The 16516-nt window shown below is 34.4% G+C and carries 18 protein-coding genes; 12 read left to right on the top strand and 6 right to left on the bottom strand.

What is annotated here, in order from left to right; translation table 11 throughout:
* The first annotated feature begins 21 nt into the window (after positions 1-21).
* Positions 22-690 (top strand): transglycosylase domain-containing protein, encoded by a 669-nt coding sequence (locus IPK14_05245; protein ID MBK7992826.1) that lies wholly within the window; start codon positions 22-24, stop codon positions 688-690.
* On the opposite strand, the gene IPK14_05250 is transcribed toward IPK14_05245, so the two are convergent.
* Positions 687-1961, bottom strand: a complete 1275-nt coding sequence (locus IPK14_05250; GenBank protein ID MBK7992827.1) for a GAF domain-containing sensor histidine kinase — start codon at positions 1959-1961, stop codon at positions 687-689. The genes IPK14_05245 and IPK14_05250 overlap by 4 nt on opposite strands.
* A 358-nt stretch (positions 1962-2319) precedes the next feature.
* Here IPK14_05250 and IPK14_05255 point away from each other — a divergent pair, with 358 nt between their 5' ends.
* Complete coding sequence (locus IPK14_05255; protein ID MBK7992828.1) at positions 2320-2526, top strand: response regulator transcription factor; 207 nt, start codon at positions 2320-2322, stop codon at positions 2524-2526.
* Positions 2527-2599: 73 nt separating this feature from the next.
* Here IPK14_05255 and IPK14_05260 read toward each other — a convergent pair whose 3' ends face one another.
* A complete protein-coding gene (locus tag IPK14_05260; GenBank protein MBK7992829.1) occupies positions 2600-3907 on the bottom strand; it encodes a Stp1/IreP family PP2C-type Ser/Thr phosphatase in 1308 nt (435 codons plus the stop codon).
* A gap of 54 nt (positions 3908-3961) precedes the next feature.
* Positions 3962-4711, bottom strand: coding sequence for an FHA domain-containing protein (locus IPK14_05265; protein ID MBK7992830.1), 750 nt, complete (start codon positions 4709-4711; stop codon positions 3962-3964).
* 457 nt (positions 4712-5168) lie between these two features.
* Between IPK14_05265 and IPK14_05270 the strand changes: the two genes are divergently transcribed.
* From IPK14_05270 to IPK14_05315, 10 genes are all read left to right on the top strand, one after another.
* Positions 5169-6425 carry a ThiF family adenylyltransferase gene (locus IPK14_05270; GenBank protein ID MBK7992831.1) on the top strand — a complete coding sequence of 419 codons (1257 nt, stop codon included), beginning with the start codon at positions 5169-5171 and terminating at the stop codon, positions 6423-6425.
* A gap of 204 nt (positions 6426-6629) precedes the next feature.
* Positions 6630-6914, top strand: a complete 285-nt coding sequence (locus tag IPK14_05275) for a hypothetical protein (protein ID MBK7992832.1) — start codon at positions 6630-6632, stop codon at positions 6912-6914.
* Between the two features lie 99 nt (positions 6915-7013).
* The gene (locus IPK14_05280) at positions 7014-7190 is read left to right on the top strand and encodes a hypothetical protein (protein MBK7992833.1); all 177 of its coding nucleotides are present in this window, start codon (positions 7014-7016) and stop codon (positions 7188-7190) included.
* Positions 7191-7219: 29 nt separating this feature from the next.
* The gene (locus tag IPK14_05285; protein MBK7992834.1) at positions 7220-7576 is read left to right on the top strand and encodes a hypothetical protein; all 357 of its coding nucleotides are present in this window, start codon (positions 7220-7222) and stop codon (positions 7574-7576) included.
* Positions 7554-7811 (top strand): hypothetical protein, encoded by a 258-nt coding sequence (locus IPK14_05290; protein MBK7992835.1) that lies wholly within the window; start codon positions 7554-7556, stop codon positions 7809-7811. The genes IPK14_05285 and IPK14_05290 overlap by 23 nt, the downstream gene beginning before the upstream one ends.
* 5 nt (positions 7812-7816) lie before the next feature.
* Positions 7817-8551 carry a Mov34/MPN/PAD-1 family protein gene (locus tag IPK14_05295; GenBank protein MBK7992836.1) on the top strand — a complete coding sequence of 245 codons (735 nt, stop codon included), beginning with the start codon at positions 7817-7819 and terminating at the stop codon, positions 8549-8551.
* 114 nt (positions 8552-8665) lie between these two features.
* Positions 8666-9718, top strand: a complete 1053-nt coding sequence (locus tag IPK14_05300) for a hypothetical protein (GenBank protein MBK7992837.1) — start codon at positions 8666-8668, stop codon at positions 9716-9718.
* 43 nt (positions 9719-9761) lie between these two features.
* A complete protein-coding gene (locus IPK14_05305; protein ID MBK7992838.1) occupies positions 9762-10949 on the top strand; it encodes a dipeptidase in 1188 nt (395 codons plus the stop codon).
* Positions 10950-11176: 227 nt separating this feature from the next.
* A complete protein-coding gene (locus IPK14_05310) occupies positions 11177-11446 on the top strand; it encodes a hypothetical protein (GenBank protein MBK7992839.1) in 270 nt (89 codons plus the stop codon).
* Between the two features lie 43 nt (positions 11447-11489).
* Positions 11490-12281, top strand: a complete 792-nt coding sequence (locus tag IPK14_05315) for an enoyl-CoA hydratase/isomerase family protein (protein ID MBK7992840.1) — start codon at positions 11490-11492, stop codon at positions 12279-12281.
* Between the two features lie 62 nt (positions 12282-12343).
* Here the strand turns inward: IPK14_05315 and IPK14_05320 are convergent, their stop codons facing one another.
* The 3 genes from IPK14_05320 to IPK14_05330 all read right to left on the bottom strand — a co-directional run bounded on the left by IPK14_05320 (position 12344) and on the right by IPK14_05330 (position 16482).
* A complete protein-coding gene (locus IPK14_05320; protein ID MBK7992841.1) occupies positions 12344-13078 on the bottom strand; it encodes a hypothetical protein in 735 nt (244 codons plus the stop codon).
* A complete protein-coding gene (locus IPK14_05325; protein MBK7992842.1) occupies positions 13044-14981 on the bottom strand; it encodes an SUMF1/EgtB/PvdO family nonheme iron enzyme in 1938 nt (645 codons plus the stop codon). Before IPK14_05325 ends, IPK14_05320 begins: the two co-directional genes overlap by 35 nt.
* 253 nt (positions 14982-15234) lie before the next feature.
* Positions 15235-16482, bottom strand: a complete 1248-nt coding sequence (locus IPK14_05330) for a hypothetical protein (GenBank protein ID MBK7992843.1) — start codon at positions 16480-16482, stop codon at positions 15235-15237.
* Positions 16483-16516 lie beyond the last annotated feature (34 nt).

A 16516-nucleotide genomic window follows, 5' to 3' on the forward strand; every position in this document is an offset into this window, starting at 1 on the left:
TTTAGAATTAGGAAATAGAGTTTGAAAGCAAAAAAAACTTATAGCAAATTAAAGAAACTATTATTAGTTATTTTACTAACAGGTTTATTGCCAGTTATTTATTTTGGGACAGTTTCAGTAAAAGCTTATTTTGATACTCCAGCAATTGTTAGCAAAATTTATTCTTCCAATAAAATAAAAATTAAAATTGAAGACTTACCTATAAACCTTCAGGAAGCTTTACTTAAGGTTGAAGACCCAAATTTTTATTATCACAATGGTATAGACCTAAAAACCCCTGGAGCAGGTTATACAAGCATTACACAAGCTATTGTAAAAGTATATTTTTTTGATGGATTTACGCCAGGATTTCTAAGATATAAAAAAGTAAAACAGAGTTTAATCGCGCTAATTTTTAATAGTAGAGTAGATAAAAATACCCAGTTAGATATATTTATTAATTCTGTTTATTTAGGTAATTATAAAAATAAAGAGATTGTAGGTTTTGTTGATGGAGCAAAAACTTATTTTGACAAAGAATTTAGTGAGCTTTCAACAGATGAATATCTTTCTTTAGTGGCTATGATTATTGCTCCTAATGACTTTAATGTTGCTAAACATCCAGAAAAAAACAAAGATAGAGTAGAAAAGATAAAAAAATTACTTAAAGGTGAATACAAACCTATAAGTTTAACAGATGTCTATTATTAATTTGCTAAAAGAGAGCCATTAATAGGAAGTTCAATTGTAAAAGTTGAACCGACATCATAAGTACTTTTTACAGAAATAGTTCCGCCCATTATTTGACATAAACGTTTGGTTATAGAAAGACCTATTCCTAAGCCGTTATTATCTCGTGTAGTTGAATTGTCTACACGTCCAAAATCTTCAAAAATTAGATCTATATGTTCGGCCTTTATTCCAATTCCAGTGTCAGAAATACTAATAAAAAATCGATCAGAGTTTATAGCCTTTGCTTCAATAGTAATAATACCTATTTTGGTAAACTTTGCAGCATTAGAGAGTAGCCCAAGTAAAATTTGGCTTAATCTGCTTTGATCTAAATAGAGATTAGGTAAATTTCCATCTATCATATAACTAATATCAATAGGCTTGTCTTTTATCCAACGTTTAGTAGGTTGTATTAACTCTTCTACTAAATGCTTTAGATGAAAGCTTTTTGGATGTAATGGCATACGATTAGCAAGCAATGAAGAAAGATCTAAAATACCATTAATTAGATTAAGCATATCCTGGCTACTTTGATAAATAACTTCTAACCATTGGTGATGCTTATTAGACATATTATTGTTTTGGTTTGGTGTATTTAGTAATAATTCTGCAAAACCAATAATAGCGCAAAGCGGAGTTCTTAGCTCGTGTGTTGCACAATTAAGAAAATCATTTCTTAATTTAACAGCTTCTTGGGATTTTTGGTAAAGGACTTGTAATTGGTGGTTTTGTTGTTTTAAGTCTTCATAAAGACGAGAACGCTCAATTGCAATTGCTGCATTATTAGCAAAAAACCGTACAATTCTTAAATCTTCCTCATTAAAAGCAAAGGTTTTTGAAAGATTATCAAAAGAAATAACCCCTATTACTTTATCTTTAACGCAAAGTGGGGCATCTATCATAGATTTAATAGGAGCAATTACATCTTGGCCAGGAAAAAAATGTGTCCGATAATCTGTAGAAAAATCATTAACAATAGTTGCTTGACGATTTTGAAAAACCCAGCCAGCTATCCCACTATCAATACTTAGTTTTAATCCCACAACTTCAGAACCATAGTTATAGGCTGCTCTAATCAATAATTTATTTTCTTTTTCATCATATAGAAGTAATGAACCTGCATCGGCAGACGGAACCAACTCTATGGCCGACTTAATTAAAGCAGGTAATAGATCATCTAATTCTAAGGACTCTGTTAACCAGGTAGATACCTGAAGAAAACTAGATAGTATATCAAGTGATTTAGTCATAAGTTATTAAGGTAAATAATCCTTCTATATGTACCATAAAAAATAAAAAAATGTCTACAGATGGATGAAATATAACTCATATTTAAGTCTAATATAATTCTTAATTTTATTAAATTATTAAACTTAAAATAATAAACTTAAAATAATAAAATTAATAGATAAGCAGCGATCTACATCATTATTATTAGGTATATTTCAGAGCTTGCCTAAACCTAATGATAATACTATAATTTGTTCTGTTTTTTAGCTATATAACCTAACAATTAAATGGGTTTTAACCCTAAATAAATTTTTATACCAATGCCATAAAGTTTAAGTGGGAGGAGAGATATACTGTTCTAAGTATGTCAAAAGTACAATGCGTAATTTACTAAGTGAAAGAGAAAAAGAAATAGTGAAATTGATTTCAGAAGGAATGTCTAGTAGAAAAATAGCAGAAGAACTATCTGTTAGCCCAAGAACAGTTGAAGCACATAGAGCAAATATTTATAGAAAATTAGGCATACATACCTTAGCTGATCTAATTAAATATGCACTAAAAAATGAGCTTTGTAGTTCAGAATAAAACTAAGGCCAAACTTTGAAAATTTAGTTTCAAAGTTTGGCCTTAATTTTAACTAAATTATTTATTAATTAGGTTATTCAACAAGTTTATTAGATTCTGATAAAGATAACCTATTGGTTTCAATAGAGCGGATAAGGTTTTCTAGCTTTTTAATAGCTTCACTTACTGCTGTAGAGTTTTTTCCGTCTTTTTCTGCCCAGAAAACTACTTGGCGGAAATTATCAACTTGTTTTCTTAAAACATTAATTGTACTAGCCAAAGTAGCTTCAACCGTGTTGTTATGCTCTACCAATTGAGTATTGGTTAGGCGTACAGGCTCGATTTTTAGGGTTGAAAGTTCAGATAGTTGTTTTGCTTCTTTAGAAAGGGGTTTTCTACCACCTCCTAAAGTTTGTGAATAAACTGGTGTACCCTTGCCTTTTTCTGAACTTAAACGTTTGGTTTTATTTAGGTCTTCAGCAGATTCAGCAACAGCTTTATTTTTTTGTTTTCTACGTTGGGCTTCATCTTCAGGGTCAAATGCTGCTAGAACTTCTATTTGTGTAGTAAGTCGGGTTACTTGTTCAGCAGGCTTTAGTCCATTACCTTCAAACTTAGCTAAAACTACTGTAATATTGTCCTCGCCACCTCTTTGCTTAGCTAATTCAATTAATTGTTTGCAACAATCTTCTATAGAAGAGTTATTTTCTACATGTTGAAGCATTTCTTCAGCTTTAACTTTACCAGAAAGCCCATCAGAACAAAGTAGTAAATAATCTCCTGTGCAAAGTTCAACAGAGCTAACAGCTACTTTTATTTCAGAATTACATCCTAAGGATTGTAAGATAATATTACGCCCTGGGGCTGTTTCTGCTTGTTCAGGGGTCATTATTCCACGATTTACTAAAATACCAACTAATGATTGGTCAGTAGTGACTTGTTTAATACGTCCAGAATGAATAACATAGCCTCGTGAATCGCCTACCTCAGCAATATAAGCAACATTTTTTTCTATAAGTGCAGCAGTAATTGTTGCTCCCATTCCACGTCTTTCAGGGTTAGATTGACCTTCATTCCAAATTAAGGAATTAGCTTTTTCTACTGCTTGGACTAAACGTTGAAATGGGTCAGCGGTATTGTTACGCCTAAGCAGTTCTACACGCATAGAATGAACAGCCATAGAAGATGCTACTTCTCCACAACTAGCACCCCCTACACCATCAGACACAGCTAAAAGCAATCGGTTTTCTGCTGCTTTATGATTTATTCGTTGTGGGATAAGAAAAACACGTCCAGTTGCTAAATCTGCTATTAAGAAGTTATCTTCATTATTACTTCTAACCATACCAACATCTGTAAATCCAGCTACAGTAGTAACAATACTAGTATTTTGATCTGTCATTTTCACCCCGCAAATGATTTTAAGATTTAAGGCTATGATTGGCCTTGGTGTTGTTTATTGTTCAAAACGAAGGACTTGTCTACCAACTAATATAGTATCACCGTTTTTAAGGACTAACTCACCTTTAATACATTTATAAACGCCATTTTTAGAATTTTCATCAACTAGGAAGAAACGTTGATCTTTTTGAATAATACGAGCATGACAACTGGACATATAGTTATCTTGTGGAAATGTAATATTTCCTTGACTACGACCAATAGTAAATTCACTTCCTGTTATATCATAAGTTTCCTCTTCGCCGCTATCCTTGATTAGCCGTAATTTAGGAGCGTTTATTTGAGAACCCATGGGTAAAGTTTTAGCTAAAGGATTTCCACAGGCAAAACAAATTTCTTTGTCACTAGGAGTAGATTCTTCACAAACAGCGCAAATAATAAAATCACAAACAGCTTTTTCTTTCCCTTTATTTTGTGTTAGTAAAGCTGGATTTGGGAGATTTTGATTTTTTATTGGGCTTGAAATTATAGATTTTGCTGGAGCGATAGCTACTTTAGCTATTGCAGGCTTTTGGATTTCTTTAGGTTTTTCTATGGCAACTTCATTTAGTGGATAACCACATCTACCACAAAATGCCCAGCAAGATTGGTTATTAGTGTTGCAAGACGGGCAAATTTTTATTGAAAGACCAGCCTTTTCATCTACTCTTGTTGAATAATCTGTTGGGTCATCATAAATTGCACAAACCTTACAAGTAGTTGCTGGCTGGGGAATTTCTGAGTTGCAGTTAGGGCAAATGCGCATAAACACCCTCTTTTTTTAATAACTTAAAATATTACCATTGATGCTAAGATTTCTGTACAGCAAAATTTATATAATTATAGCCATTTGATCAAAAATTGGGATATACTCCTAAAAATTTTGATAATAAATTTTTTTAAGCTAATTACAGCGTAAACTAAGTAAGTTAATATTTCTTGAATTTCTTAAGTCACGCGCGTGACGAAATAATTGTAGCCTAGGTCGTAAGACCTAAGCTTAGTGGTTATACATAGCTAGAGTCGCGTAGCGACGACATAATAAGCCTAATTAACACAATATTTTAATTATGTCGTCACTACGTGACTCTGTAAATACTATACTATCATACGTAGGGTTGAACCCCTACACTACAAATATGCCGCCCCGTTGGGGCTTAAGATTAAAATATCAGAACATTTAGTTTACACTGTACTAATTTAATAATTATTTAGAGGGTATAATGGTATTTCAGCTTAAAGAGCAGCACGTAGATGAGAACGATCCTTTTGAAAGACAAAGACGCATTGATTGGTGGGATCAAAATTTTTTACGCCAAGCAAAAATAATGGTTATTGGAGCAGGTGCTTTAGGTAATGAAGCCTTAAAAAATTTAGCACTTCTAGGTGTAGGAGGGCTTTTTATAATTGATTTTGATACTATTTCTGGTTCAAATCTTAGTCGTACAGTGCTTTTTCGTAAAGAAGATATTGGTAGGGAAAAAGCTGCTGCTGCTGCTGCTGCCATTAAGGACTTAGCTTTAGAAACAACTTCTAAAGTAGAATATTTTCATGGTGATATGGTTTGGGATTTAGGCTTAGGTGCTTACCGAAGAATGGACGTAGTTTTAAGCTGTATTGATAATGATGAGGCCCGTTTAGCTACTAATAGGGCTTGTCGTAGTGTTGGAGTTCCTTGGATCAATGCTGGAATTTTAGGTTTTTCAGGCAATGTCATGATCTTTGGTAAAGAAGGGGTATGTTATGAATGTAATGTTACTCCAGAACAAATTGAAGACTCTCGTTCTCGTTATGATAGCTGCGAAAGTGTTCGCAAAAGGTTTTTACAAGAAGAAAAAATGCCTACAGTTCAAATTACTTCAGCCTTAATTTCCGCGCTACAAGTTCAAGAAGCCATTAAGCTACTTCATAATCAACAACCTGCTATTGGTAAACGAATAGCTTTTAATGGATTAACTAATAGTTATTTAGTCATTACATTACAGGCTTTGGAGGATTGTTTAGCTCATGGTAGCTATGAGAAAATTCAGGAGATTTTTTTAAGCGTTTATACATCAACACTAGATGATTTACTTGTAGCAGTAGAAAATTACTTAGGCGATAATGCAGTTTTAGATCTTGGCCGTAGATTTATATTAGAGATACGTTGTCGTTATTGTGGTAAAATAATCCCGTTAATGCGCCCAGCACATCGTATTTTTGATGATGAACTAGTTTGTAGTAATTGTCATAAAACAGATCAAACAACTCAACATACTATTATGGAATCTTTTGCTAAATCCAGTGATGAGACTTATGTTAAAAGTATTACTAGATTTTCACGTAGTGAAACTTCAGAAGAGATTTTAAGCCTAACTTTATGGGATTTAGGCGTTCCTCCTTTGCCTATTTTTTCTTCAACTAGTAGTCAAGGAAAACATAAGGCTTTTGAACTAACAGGAGACTGTGTTAAAGTCTTAGGTACTTTAGCGGGCAGCTAATATAAACAAATAGTTTTACTAGCAAGATTAGTTAATTGTTAAAAACTAATTACATAGAGTTTGTTATCAATGCTAGCACTTGTTGATAAATTAGTTTAAAATGCGAGTCCAATAACTTAACAATTGGCAATTAAATTCTGACATTAGAAATTATTAAAGTCAGGCTGGCGTTAACGTGGCAAAAAAGAGGTACTTATGGACTTTATGGCTTTTTTGTTCGGCGTGCTTTTTCTCGGATATCTAGGAGTTAATATTTGGGATAGATGGGAAGAACGTCGCCATAACCTCTTTACAGAAGATGGCCGCTTTTTACGTCATCAATTTTTGCGTGCGTTGATTTATAGTCCAGAGCCAATTCAAATTTCGCCAGATGCTAAGTTTGCAATACAGCAATCTCGCTCGGCTTACCGTTGCGAAGTTTGCCATCAAGTTGATTGTTTTGATCCAAATATAAGTTTTTGTCATCGGTGTAATCATCGCACCTTGTGAGGCTAAAAAAATCAAGGAGAAATTTACATGCCAGATATTGATGTCACCTTTCGCAATGAGAATAATGGTAAAGAAGTTGAGGTGACGGTTTCCGACGATATGCCTGCAGATGCAATTTTGCGTAATTTGGCGGAAGCTGGCCTGATTCCCAACACACCAGGAACAGCATTAGTTTATCGTGGTATGCAGCTACGACCTAATCAAACACTAGCACAATTTGGTGTTGCAAGTGGGGATGTTGTAAGCATATTCTTAAATACTCGCGGCGGCCTTTAAGCCGTGAACTTTCGCTAAGAGGTATTGTTATGGCAACACCAGAAGATGTTAGACGGGCGCGTTTAGAAGCCGACTATGAAGAAATGAAATCTATTCGTGGCACTGCTATTAGCTGGCAAGCTTATGGTACGCCTCCACATGAATATATTGTTACTTTTAATATTCGTAGTTATATTAATACTTCTTTAACACGCGATGAGCATCGTATACGTATTATCCTATCGCCTAGCCATCCATTTGAAAAACCTGTAGTAATGATGCATGAAATGGTGCCAATTTTTCAATCCTCATGTTTGGCCCGATGGAAAGGTTTGTATAGGTGGTTGGGATTATCGGGAAGGTTTAGGGTCTTTTGTAGTAAAAATGGCGAGACTCTTTCAATATGACCCTGATTTAGTAGACCCTTATTCAATTGCAAACTATAACGCGGCAGATTGGTATTATGCTAATCCAACGCTATTTCCTTCTGACCGACAAATTTTACCTGTACCTGGTCGTGAACCAGCACCACAAACTTTTCAAGTAAAAAAAGTATCTGATACCCCTGCGGCAGGAGCAGCTAGTCCTCAACCTCCACAGCCACCTCCACCGCCAAGACGTACTTTCTTGATTAGGAAGTAATTCGTATGAAATTTGTTATTAAAAAAGTTAATGAAGTTGAAGCTGTTAGGCGGCGATTGCCAGAAGTTGTGGAAATTGAAGGTGAGCCTCCTACAGAGGACTTCCGTATCTTTCTTTCGCGTCAAGCAAGAGAGAAAATCTTTATTGCAGGCTCTCATAACCCTGATGGAATGGCTGCTTCACTTTATAGACGTGAAAATGAGCGGGGAGGCGTTTTATTAGGTAATCTTTATTACGATGAAGTAAATGGCAAAAAAATTACATATACTGCAATAACTGATGCAATGCCTGCCGATGATGCTCAAGCAGGTTCAACACACGTTGAATTTGATGGTGGAATGCTAAAAAAAGTAATGGAAGAGGCTAGCGATTACATTCAAAAAACAGGTCAAAATGCCCGCATTGTAGGTTGGTATCATACTCACCCAGGATTTGGAGTATTTATGTCTGGAACTGACCAAAATACTCAACGCCAAATTTATGGTACAGACTGGCATATAGCAATAGTTTTTGACCCAATTCGCAGGGATTATGGAATTTTTTACGGCAAAGATTCCACTCCAGCTACAGGTTGGGGGATTTTTGATTTAATTGCTGAAGGTTTTCCTCCTCCAATGAAAATTAAATTAAGGGTTAATAATACCCAAAATCGCCAAGTAGAAGAAGATTTTTTCCAATTAAAAGAAGCCTTATTTGAGGAATTTAGAGAAATGTTTGATCCTATTAAAGATGTAATTTAATTAATATAATTACTTTCCTTGTATATCTACTTATATTTGCCCTCAAAATATTATGCTAAAAAGCTTTAAGATAATGTTAAATAAACTCTAATTTCGCTAAGATGAGGTACTTGTATGGACGATAAATTTGATATAGAAGACACCCCAAAAGCAATTAAAAGTGAGGAAATAGAATCTGAAATAAAAAGCTTTGATTTAGCAGAAAAACAACTTAGTAATATTGTTTCAAGTATAGATTTAGAAACAGTAACACAAATTAGGGATCAAATAGATAATCACTATGTTGCATCTGTTGTTTATAAAGAATTAATGTCTAATGTAAATAATCGTCAAGAGTTAATAGATGAGCTTAAAAATAAACTAATAGAGCAGCAAAAAGATATAAGTACTTGTTTATCTGAGCAAGAAGAAATAAAAAAACAAATAGTCCTATTAGAAGATAAACAACAAGAATGCTTAAAAGAATATCAAGAAGGGGCGCAAGAATTAGAAGAAGAAGTTATAGAAATAGATAAACAAATTATTGAATTAGAAAAACAAATACTTGAATTAAGAAGGCGTAAGTCAGAAATAGCTGAACAACAAGAAGTAAGGCTAAAAGAACAAGATAATACACAGTTAGAAATACAAAAAGAAATTGATGATTTAGCAAAAAATAATGAAGAGTTAAAAGAAAAAGAAAAAGAATTAGCCCATAAACTTAACTCTATTTCAAAACCAGAAAATTTATCAGTTTTAGATAGACGAATAGAGGATTTAATTCATCATATTTGTGCTATTTTTGAGTCTCCAGCAACGAATTTAACAGCTAAAATCCCCCAAGATGACCTAGCACAAACACCTATTTTTCAGCTTGAACCCTGGGCAGCAGAAGAAAATCGAGGGTTAAGTAAAATAGTTCTTCCTATGGGGGTAAAACAAGTAGTTTTATCTTTACATATTCCTGGGGATAAGACTTTTGAACGCTATAGTGCTGAACTATATTCTTCTAATGGCCGACGGGTCTGGAATAGTGATAAACTAGAGATCAATGGACGTGCAGTAGTAGTTAATTTTAATTCAACATTTTTCCTTTCTGATGATTATGAAATGCGTCTTAAAGGACGTAACACGGAAAGACATTACACCCCAATAGCAGAATATTATTTTAATATAAATAAAAAATAATAATGTTTAAAATCATCTATTGATAAGACTTAAGGAGCAGTAAATGAAGATTTCTGGTTGGAAAAAGAGGATTTTTTATAGCCTACTTTTTTTTCTAGGAGTAATGCTAGCTTTCTTTTTTATTGCTCCAGGTCAAGTAGAAGAAAGTAATAATAAAGTCTTAAATCGTCCTCCTTATTTTGCTTCAGAAAAAGCTAAAGAGCTTCATAAAAGCTTATTTATTATAGATTTACACGCTGATTCACTGCTTTGGAATAGAAATCTTCTTAAATCTAGTTCTAGAGGACAAGTTGATATCCCGCGCCTAATTGAAGGCAATGTTGCAATACAAGCTTTTACTGTAGTAACAAAATCACCAAGAAAATTTAATATCGAAAAAAATGATGATAAAACAGATAATATTTTTCTTTTAGCCTTTTGCCAACGCTGGCCGCTAGCTACTTGGAATAGCTTAACAGAACGCGCTCTTTATCAGGCGAGTAAGTTAGATAACTTTGCTAGTGCTTCTGAAGGAAAATTAATATTAATTAAGTCTAAAAAAGACTTAGAAAATTATTTATTAGCCAGAGAAAAAAATCCTACTATTACAGCCGGGTTTTTAGGTATAGAAGGGGCGCATGCGTTAGATGGAAAAATTGATAATGTAGAAGTACTATTTAATGCAGGATTTCGGATGATGTCGCCAGCACATTTTTTTGATAATGAAATAGGTGGTTCGGCTCATGGCTTAAAAAGAGAAGGATTAACAGATTTAGGTAAAGAAATGATTCGCAGAATGGAAGCTAAAAATATGATAGTAGATTTAGCACATTCCTCTAGCAAAGTAATAGATGATGTTTTAGCGATGGCTACTCGTCCAGTTGTAGTCTCACATACAGGTGTTAAAGGTACTTGCAACAACAACCGCAATCTTACAGATGAACAAATTAAAGCTATTGCTCAAAGGGGTGGAGTTATTGGTATAGGTTATTGGGATACGGCTGTTTGTGGTAAAGATGCTAAATCAGTTGTAAAGGCTATAAAATATGTTGTTGACTTAGTAGGGGTTGATTATGTTGGCTTAGGATCAGACTTTGATGGAGCAGTAGTTGTTCCATTTGATACTACAGGAATTGTACAGATAACAGATGCTTTATTAACTGAAGGTTTTACTGTAGAAGAAATAAAAAAAATAATGGGTGAGAATAGTTTAAGAGTCTTAAAACAATGTTTGCCTGAATCTAAAAATTAAATTTTCCGTAACGGAGAAAGCCAATTTTGTTAACTAGACTACACTATCAATTAATAGTAAAATCCCCTTGTTATCTTTCAACTAGCCGCTTCTTTTAAGCAAAATAAAAGTTGAACTAAAAGTTTTTGTCTATTAAGTATTTTAATAATAGTCAATTATAAAAAGTAACAAATATAGTGTTATTTATATTAAGTGTATAACATAGAGGGAATTTTTGAGGAGATCCGATGGACGATTTAGAAAAAGCGATCCAAGAACTTAAGCTTCCTATTAGTTTGCCACCAGGTTCAGTTATGGTAATGGGGAAAAGAAGAATTCCAAATTTTGACTTAATTCTTGCTCAATTACCTGGTTGTGTTACTGCGTTAGTTAATCCTAATGCAACTGCTCCAGGAGGTGGAGCAGATGGATATTTTATTCCATTAAAAGATGGTCGTTACTTAAAAATTACCTTAAAAGATATGGAACTTATTGATCTATCAATAGTTAGCACTTAGTTTGGTTTTCCTATAAACAAAAATTTTATATCTAGGAGAAAAGATGTCTTATAAAACTCTGCTAATTGAGGAAGAAGAGAATATATTTAAGATAACAATGAATCGTCCAGAAGCAATGAATGCTTTAAGTACAGATTTAGCGATGGAATTAATACAAGTTTTTGAGGATTTAACAAATAAAGAAAATATTCGTGCTGTAATTCTTACTGGAGCAGGAAAGGCTTTTTCTGCTGGTGGGGATGTTAAACAAATGTTAACCGTAGTCGGAACAGATGCACCAAGCCAGTTTAGATTAGCTTTAGATGTTTACCATAAGTTAATACTACTAATGAGACGACTACCTAAGCCAATAATAGCTGCTGTTAATGGAGTAGCTGCTGGAGCAGGGTTTAATTTGGCTTTAGCTTGTGATGTACGAATTGCAGCTAAGGCAGCAAAATTTAGCCAAGCTTTTATTAGAATTGGGTTAATTCCAGATTTTGGAGGTACTTTCTTTTTGCCTCGTATAGTTGGCTGGGCAAAGGCAATGGAATTAATGATGACAGGGGAATTGCTTGATGCTGAGCAAGCAAAAAATTTGGGACTCGTTAATTTAATTGTTGATAATGAAGAATTACTTACTACAGCAGGCTTTTTTGCTAAGCAAGCATCTGAACTTCCTACAAGTGCAATTGGTCGATTAAAACAGCTTTTAGATTCTAGCTATCATGCTTCTTTATCTGAACAATTAGAAATGGAAGCACAACTGCAAATGGAATGTTCTGCTACAGCAGACTTTGCAGAAGGTGTTAAAGCTTTTGCTGAAAAACGCCCTGCAAAATTCCAAGGACGCTAAAAACATTTAATTAAACTAGAAAAGCCGCTTAAACTTAAGCGGCTTTTCTAGTTTATAGAACTCTACAATCCAGGTGCATAATCTCTTCCATCTTTATTTTTATGTGGAATATTGGTATAACCTGCCTCATCTACTTGAATAGAACCTGCATTAGTGTTTCCTGAGACTGTTATTTCCCGAGTAAGGTCGTTTAATGTTTTGGTTAAGGCTCTTTCATGCCAAACTTTAAGAGAATATTTCCCGCTAGGAACATTACTTATTTCTATTTTCCCAGAATTATCACTTACCCCATAATAACGAGTTTTTACAGCAAGAACAAAACCTTTCATTTGTGGGTGAATATTGCAGTAAATTGGAACTACACCAGGGCGATTCATTGGCAAATCACGGCTTTCACCCGCTTGATAAAGTCCTAGATCAAAACGTTTTACATCTGATGGGGAAAAAACATTGTGTGGAAAAGGATCATCATTAGGAAAACTAATTGTATAACCTGCTGGAACAACTAATACTTGAGGAATAAACTTTTTACCCTTTTGACGCATAGTTGGGTAAGGAGGTGTTTGTTTAGGTACACGGGCAGGAGTCCCAAGAGGTTCTAACCATACTACAACATTGCTGGGAATATCTCTTTTTGCATTTGCTAATGTAATTGTTGCTTCTACTTTTCCCCCTTGTGGGAAAGAATAACTTACATTAAAAGCAGTAACAAAAAACACTAGAAAAATTACTAGAGATAAAACTTTAGATAAGAACATTTTTTTATTTGCTTTTTGCACATCTAAAACCAAAGTCATATTGCCTTCCATCAGGGATATCATTGATACGTGCAGAAACACGTATTTTACTTAAATCTGTATACCAAGACCCACCACGTAAAACTTTAGTCTTACCACTTGCTGGCCCAGTAGGATTTTTTTCTGGGGAGTTAAAGTAGTAAGTTTTTTCATACCAATCATTGCACCATTGCCAAACATTACCTGACATTCCATAAAGTCCGTATCCATTTGCATTATAGGCTTTTACAGGTTTTGTTGGTAATGGTATTTCTCCAGTCAAACTAGCACTAGCTAGTTCAGCATTTCCATAATTTGCTTTTTTTTCAGGGTCATCTTTACCCCAAGGATATTTCTCACCTGTTAAACCACCACGAGCAGCATATTCCCATTCTGCTTCTGAAGGAAGTCGTTTACCTGCCCATTTAGCATAAGCTTGTGCATCATTCCAAGAAATATTTACAACAGGATGATCTCGGTGATCTGAAGTTGCATAAGTACGCCAATCATATTCATCTTGTTGTTTTTCTGCATCTGTAACATATTTGGTTTCAGTAACAAATTTTTCAAATTGAGCATTTGTTATAGGAGTAATATCTATGTAAAAATCATTTACATAAACATCGTGAACAGGTCTTTCATCATCAAAAACCCCTTCATCACTACCCATCTTCATCCAACCACCAGGAATAAGAACCATATCAGGAAAATTTTTATCTACTATTTGACTACCAGGTGCTGCTGGAACTTTACCAAGCATTTTCTTTGATGCAACATAACCTCCACCAGCTAGCATAACTAGTAAAACTATTCCTATTACAGCATAAAGCCAAACAGGTTTTTTATTAGGATTGGGAACTTGTTCTGTTTGAGTATTTATTTGAGTAGAGTTTACGCTATTAATAGCACTAGTTTTAGGTTTATTATAATCACCTGTAGAAATACCTGCGGCTGGAGGAAATTCTTCATCCCCTCCATAAAGACCTTCACTATGAGCAGAGTGCAACAATTCACTTGCAAAAGCTCCTGCACTGCTATAACGATCATTAGGTTCTTTGTTTAAGGCACGAAGAACAGCTTTATCTACACTATCTGGGATCTCACTTACAATAGTTCGCATAGAAGGAGGCGGGTCAACTATATGTTTTACAGCAAGTCCTGTAGGAGTTGGAGCAGTAAATGGAAGTCGCCCTGTCATCATTTCAAATGCTACTACGCCAAGGCTATAAATATCTGATCTAAAATCAATTGCACTTTCTCCACGACATTGTTCTGGAGACATATAATTTACTGTCCCAACAATAGTTCCAGCACGGGTAATAGAGTTATCCTGGTTTCCTTCTATCACCATTTTAGCAATACCAAAATCAAATACTTTTACTATATGTTTACCACGATCTACTTTAATCATTACATTATCTGGTTTTAGATCGCGGTGTATAATCTTTTTAGCATGTGCATCATCTAGTGCTGCACAAATTTGAGACATTATATTAGCTGTAGTGCTTGGAGAGAGATGACCTTTTTTGCGGATAAGTTGAGTTAAATTATAGCCTGGAACAAATTCCATTACTAAATAAAGCATATCTTCAGCACGGCCAAAGTCAGTTACTTTAACAGCATTAGGATGATCTATTAGGGCTGCTGCTCGTGCCTCACGTAGAAAGCGTTCTACAATTTCTTCATGAGAAGCTAATTTAGGGTTAATTAACTTAATAGCTACTTCATTATTGATAAAAACATGACGAGCGCGAAAAACTCCACCCATTCCACCTAAACCTAAGAGGTTTAGGATTTCATATTTACCATCAATAACTTTACCTATTAGCGAACCTACATCAAAATCCGCTAATTTATTATTGTCATCAGGACAAACTTCTGAGCTATCTGGATAGGATTTCTGACATTTAGGACAATATTTCATGGATTATCAATAAAACCTAGCAATTGAGGTAATCATAATTTCCAAGCTAACAGTCAATTTTATTATTTAATAAACTGCTAAAAATAGATCTAATTAGATGTTTTTATACCTAATACTTAACAAATTCCGCTAATTAGCAGCAAACTTTAAAGTCAATATATCAGAACTACTATATATTGAGCAACTCTGTTTGTATGTTCTTTAATTTAAAATCTCTTTCATAATTCTAATACATTGTTTTTCAAGTAAATAGCTAGAGAGATTTTAAGAAGTTTATTAGATCTTGTTGTGCTGCACGGTTTAATTTTAAGAAATTTTGCTTTGATTTTTCAGCCTCTCCACCATGTGCAGTAATTGCTTGAGAAAGATCAGTTGTTCTAGCATCGTGTAAAAAGAACTTTTTGCTAGATAGCCCCCAAAGAGGTTGAGTACGCCATTCTGTTGGAGAGGCTATACCTGTTTGAATATTGTCTCTTAACTCTTCGCCCATGTCATGTAAGAGTAAATCTGAATAAAGATTAGCTTCTTGATTAGCTAAAATGGGGCTTGTTAAGTCTGGTCTTTCAGATAAATTAGCTGTAACCAAAGTAGGAATATGGCATTTAACACAGCCTAGAGATTGGAAAATATCTTTACCACGTTGAGCAGAACTATCTAATGGTTTTTGTGGTGGTGGAGCAAGTAAATTAATAAAGTCAACAAAAGACTCTGTAACACGCCCATCAAAATCTTCTGCACTATTAACTGTATCACAAACAGATCTTTGACCATTAGGATGGCGATTTTGAGGGAAATCTGGATTAGATATGCCTATTTCTACTAAATAAGCATCGCCACAAAAATCTATCATTGTGGGCCAGTGTGCTTTCCAACCAAAACGACCTACACGATCTTCTTGAAAACGTGGGCTAAAGATAATATTGGGCCGTCCACTTATTCCATCACGATCACGATCGTTTGGGTCAGCATTAGCTAAAATAGCTTCATCTGTAAGAGAATCTAGTAGCCCTAATCCAAAAAGTTGTTGTGCTGCTCGAGGAGAAACAAATTGCGCTTTACGTGGTATTTGTTGTGCTTCACAACCTGGAACAAATTTTTTGTTAGATAATGGCTCACCACCAAATCTTTCTAAATCATCATACCTACCATTTTTGGTTAGGCGAGCTATTCGGAAAGTAATATCATCTAAACTATCTAATGAGCCACCTGTTACAGGCATTCCATGACAGGAAACACAAGTGCTATCGTTAAATACAGGGCCAAGACCTTCTTCTACTAAATGTTCTCGTTCAAACTCAAATTTACCACTTAAGAACCGGGCAAACATCTTACCATCTAATCCAGGAAAAGGCTCTCCTAGAGGAGTTGAAATCAATATAGATGGTTTTGTTGGTTCTTTAGTTTGTGCTTTAGGGATACTAGATGGAGATTCAATATTTGTATAAAAAATTGGCATTAAAACCAAAGCCATTAGTATAACTAATATTTTAACTTGTCTCATCTTTGTCTTGCTCCCTTAAAATGCTAGCCTTATT

The organism is Blastocatellia bacterium (genome assembly GCA_016713405.1).
Classification (GTDB): domain Bacteria; phylum Acidobacteriota; class Blastocatellia; order Chloracidobacteriales; family JADJPF01; genus JADJPF01.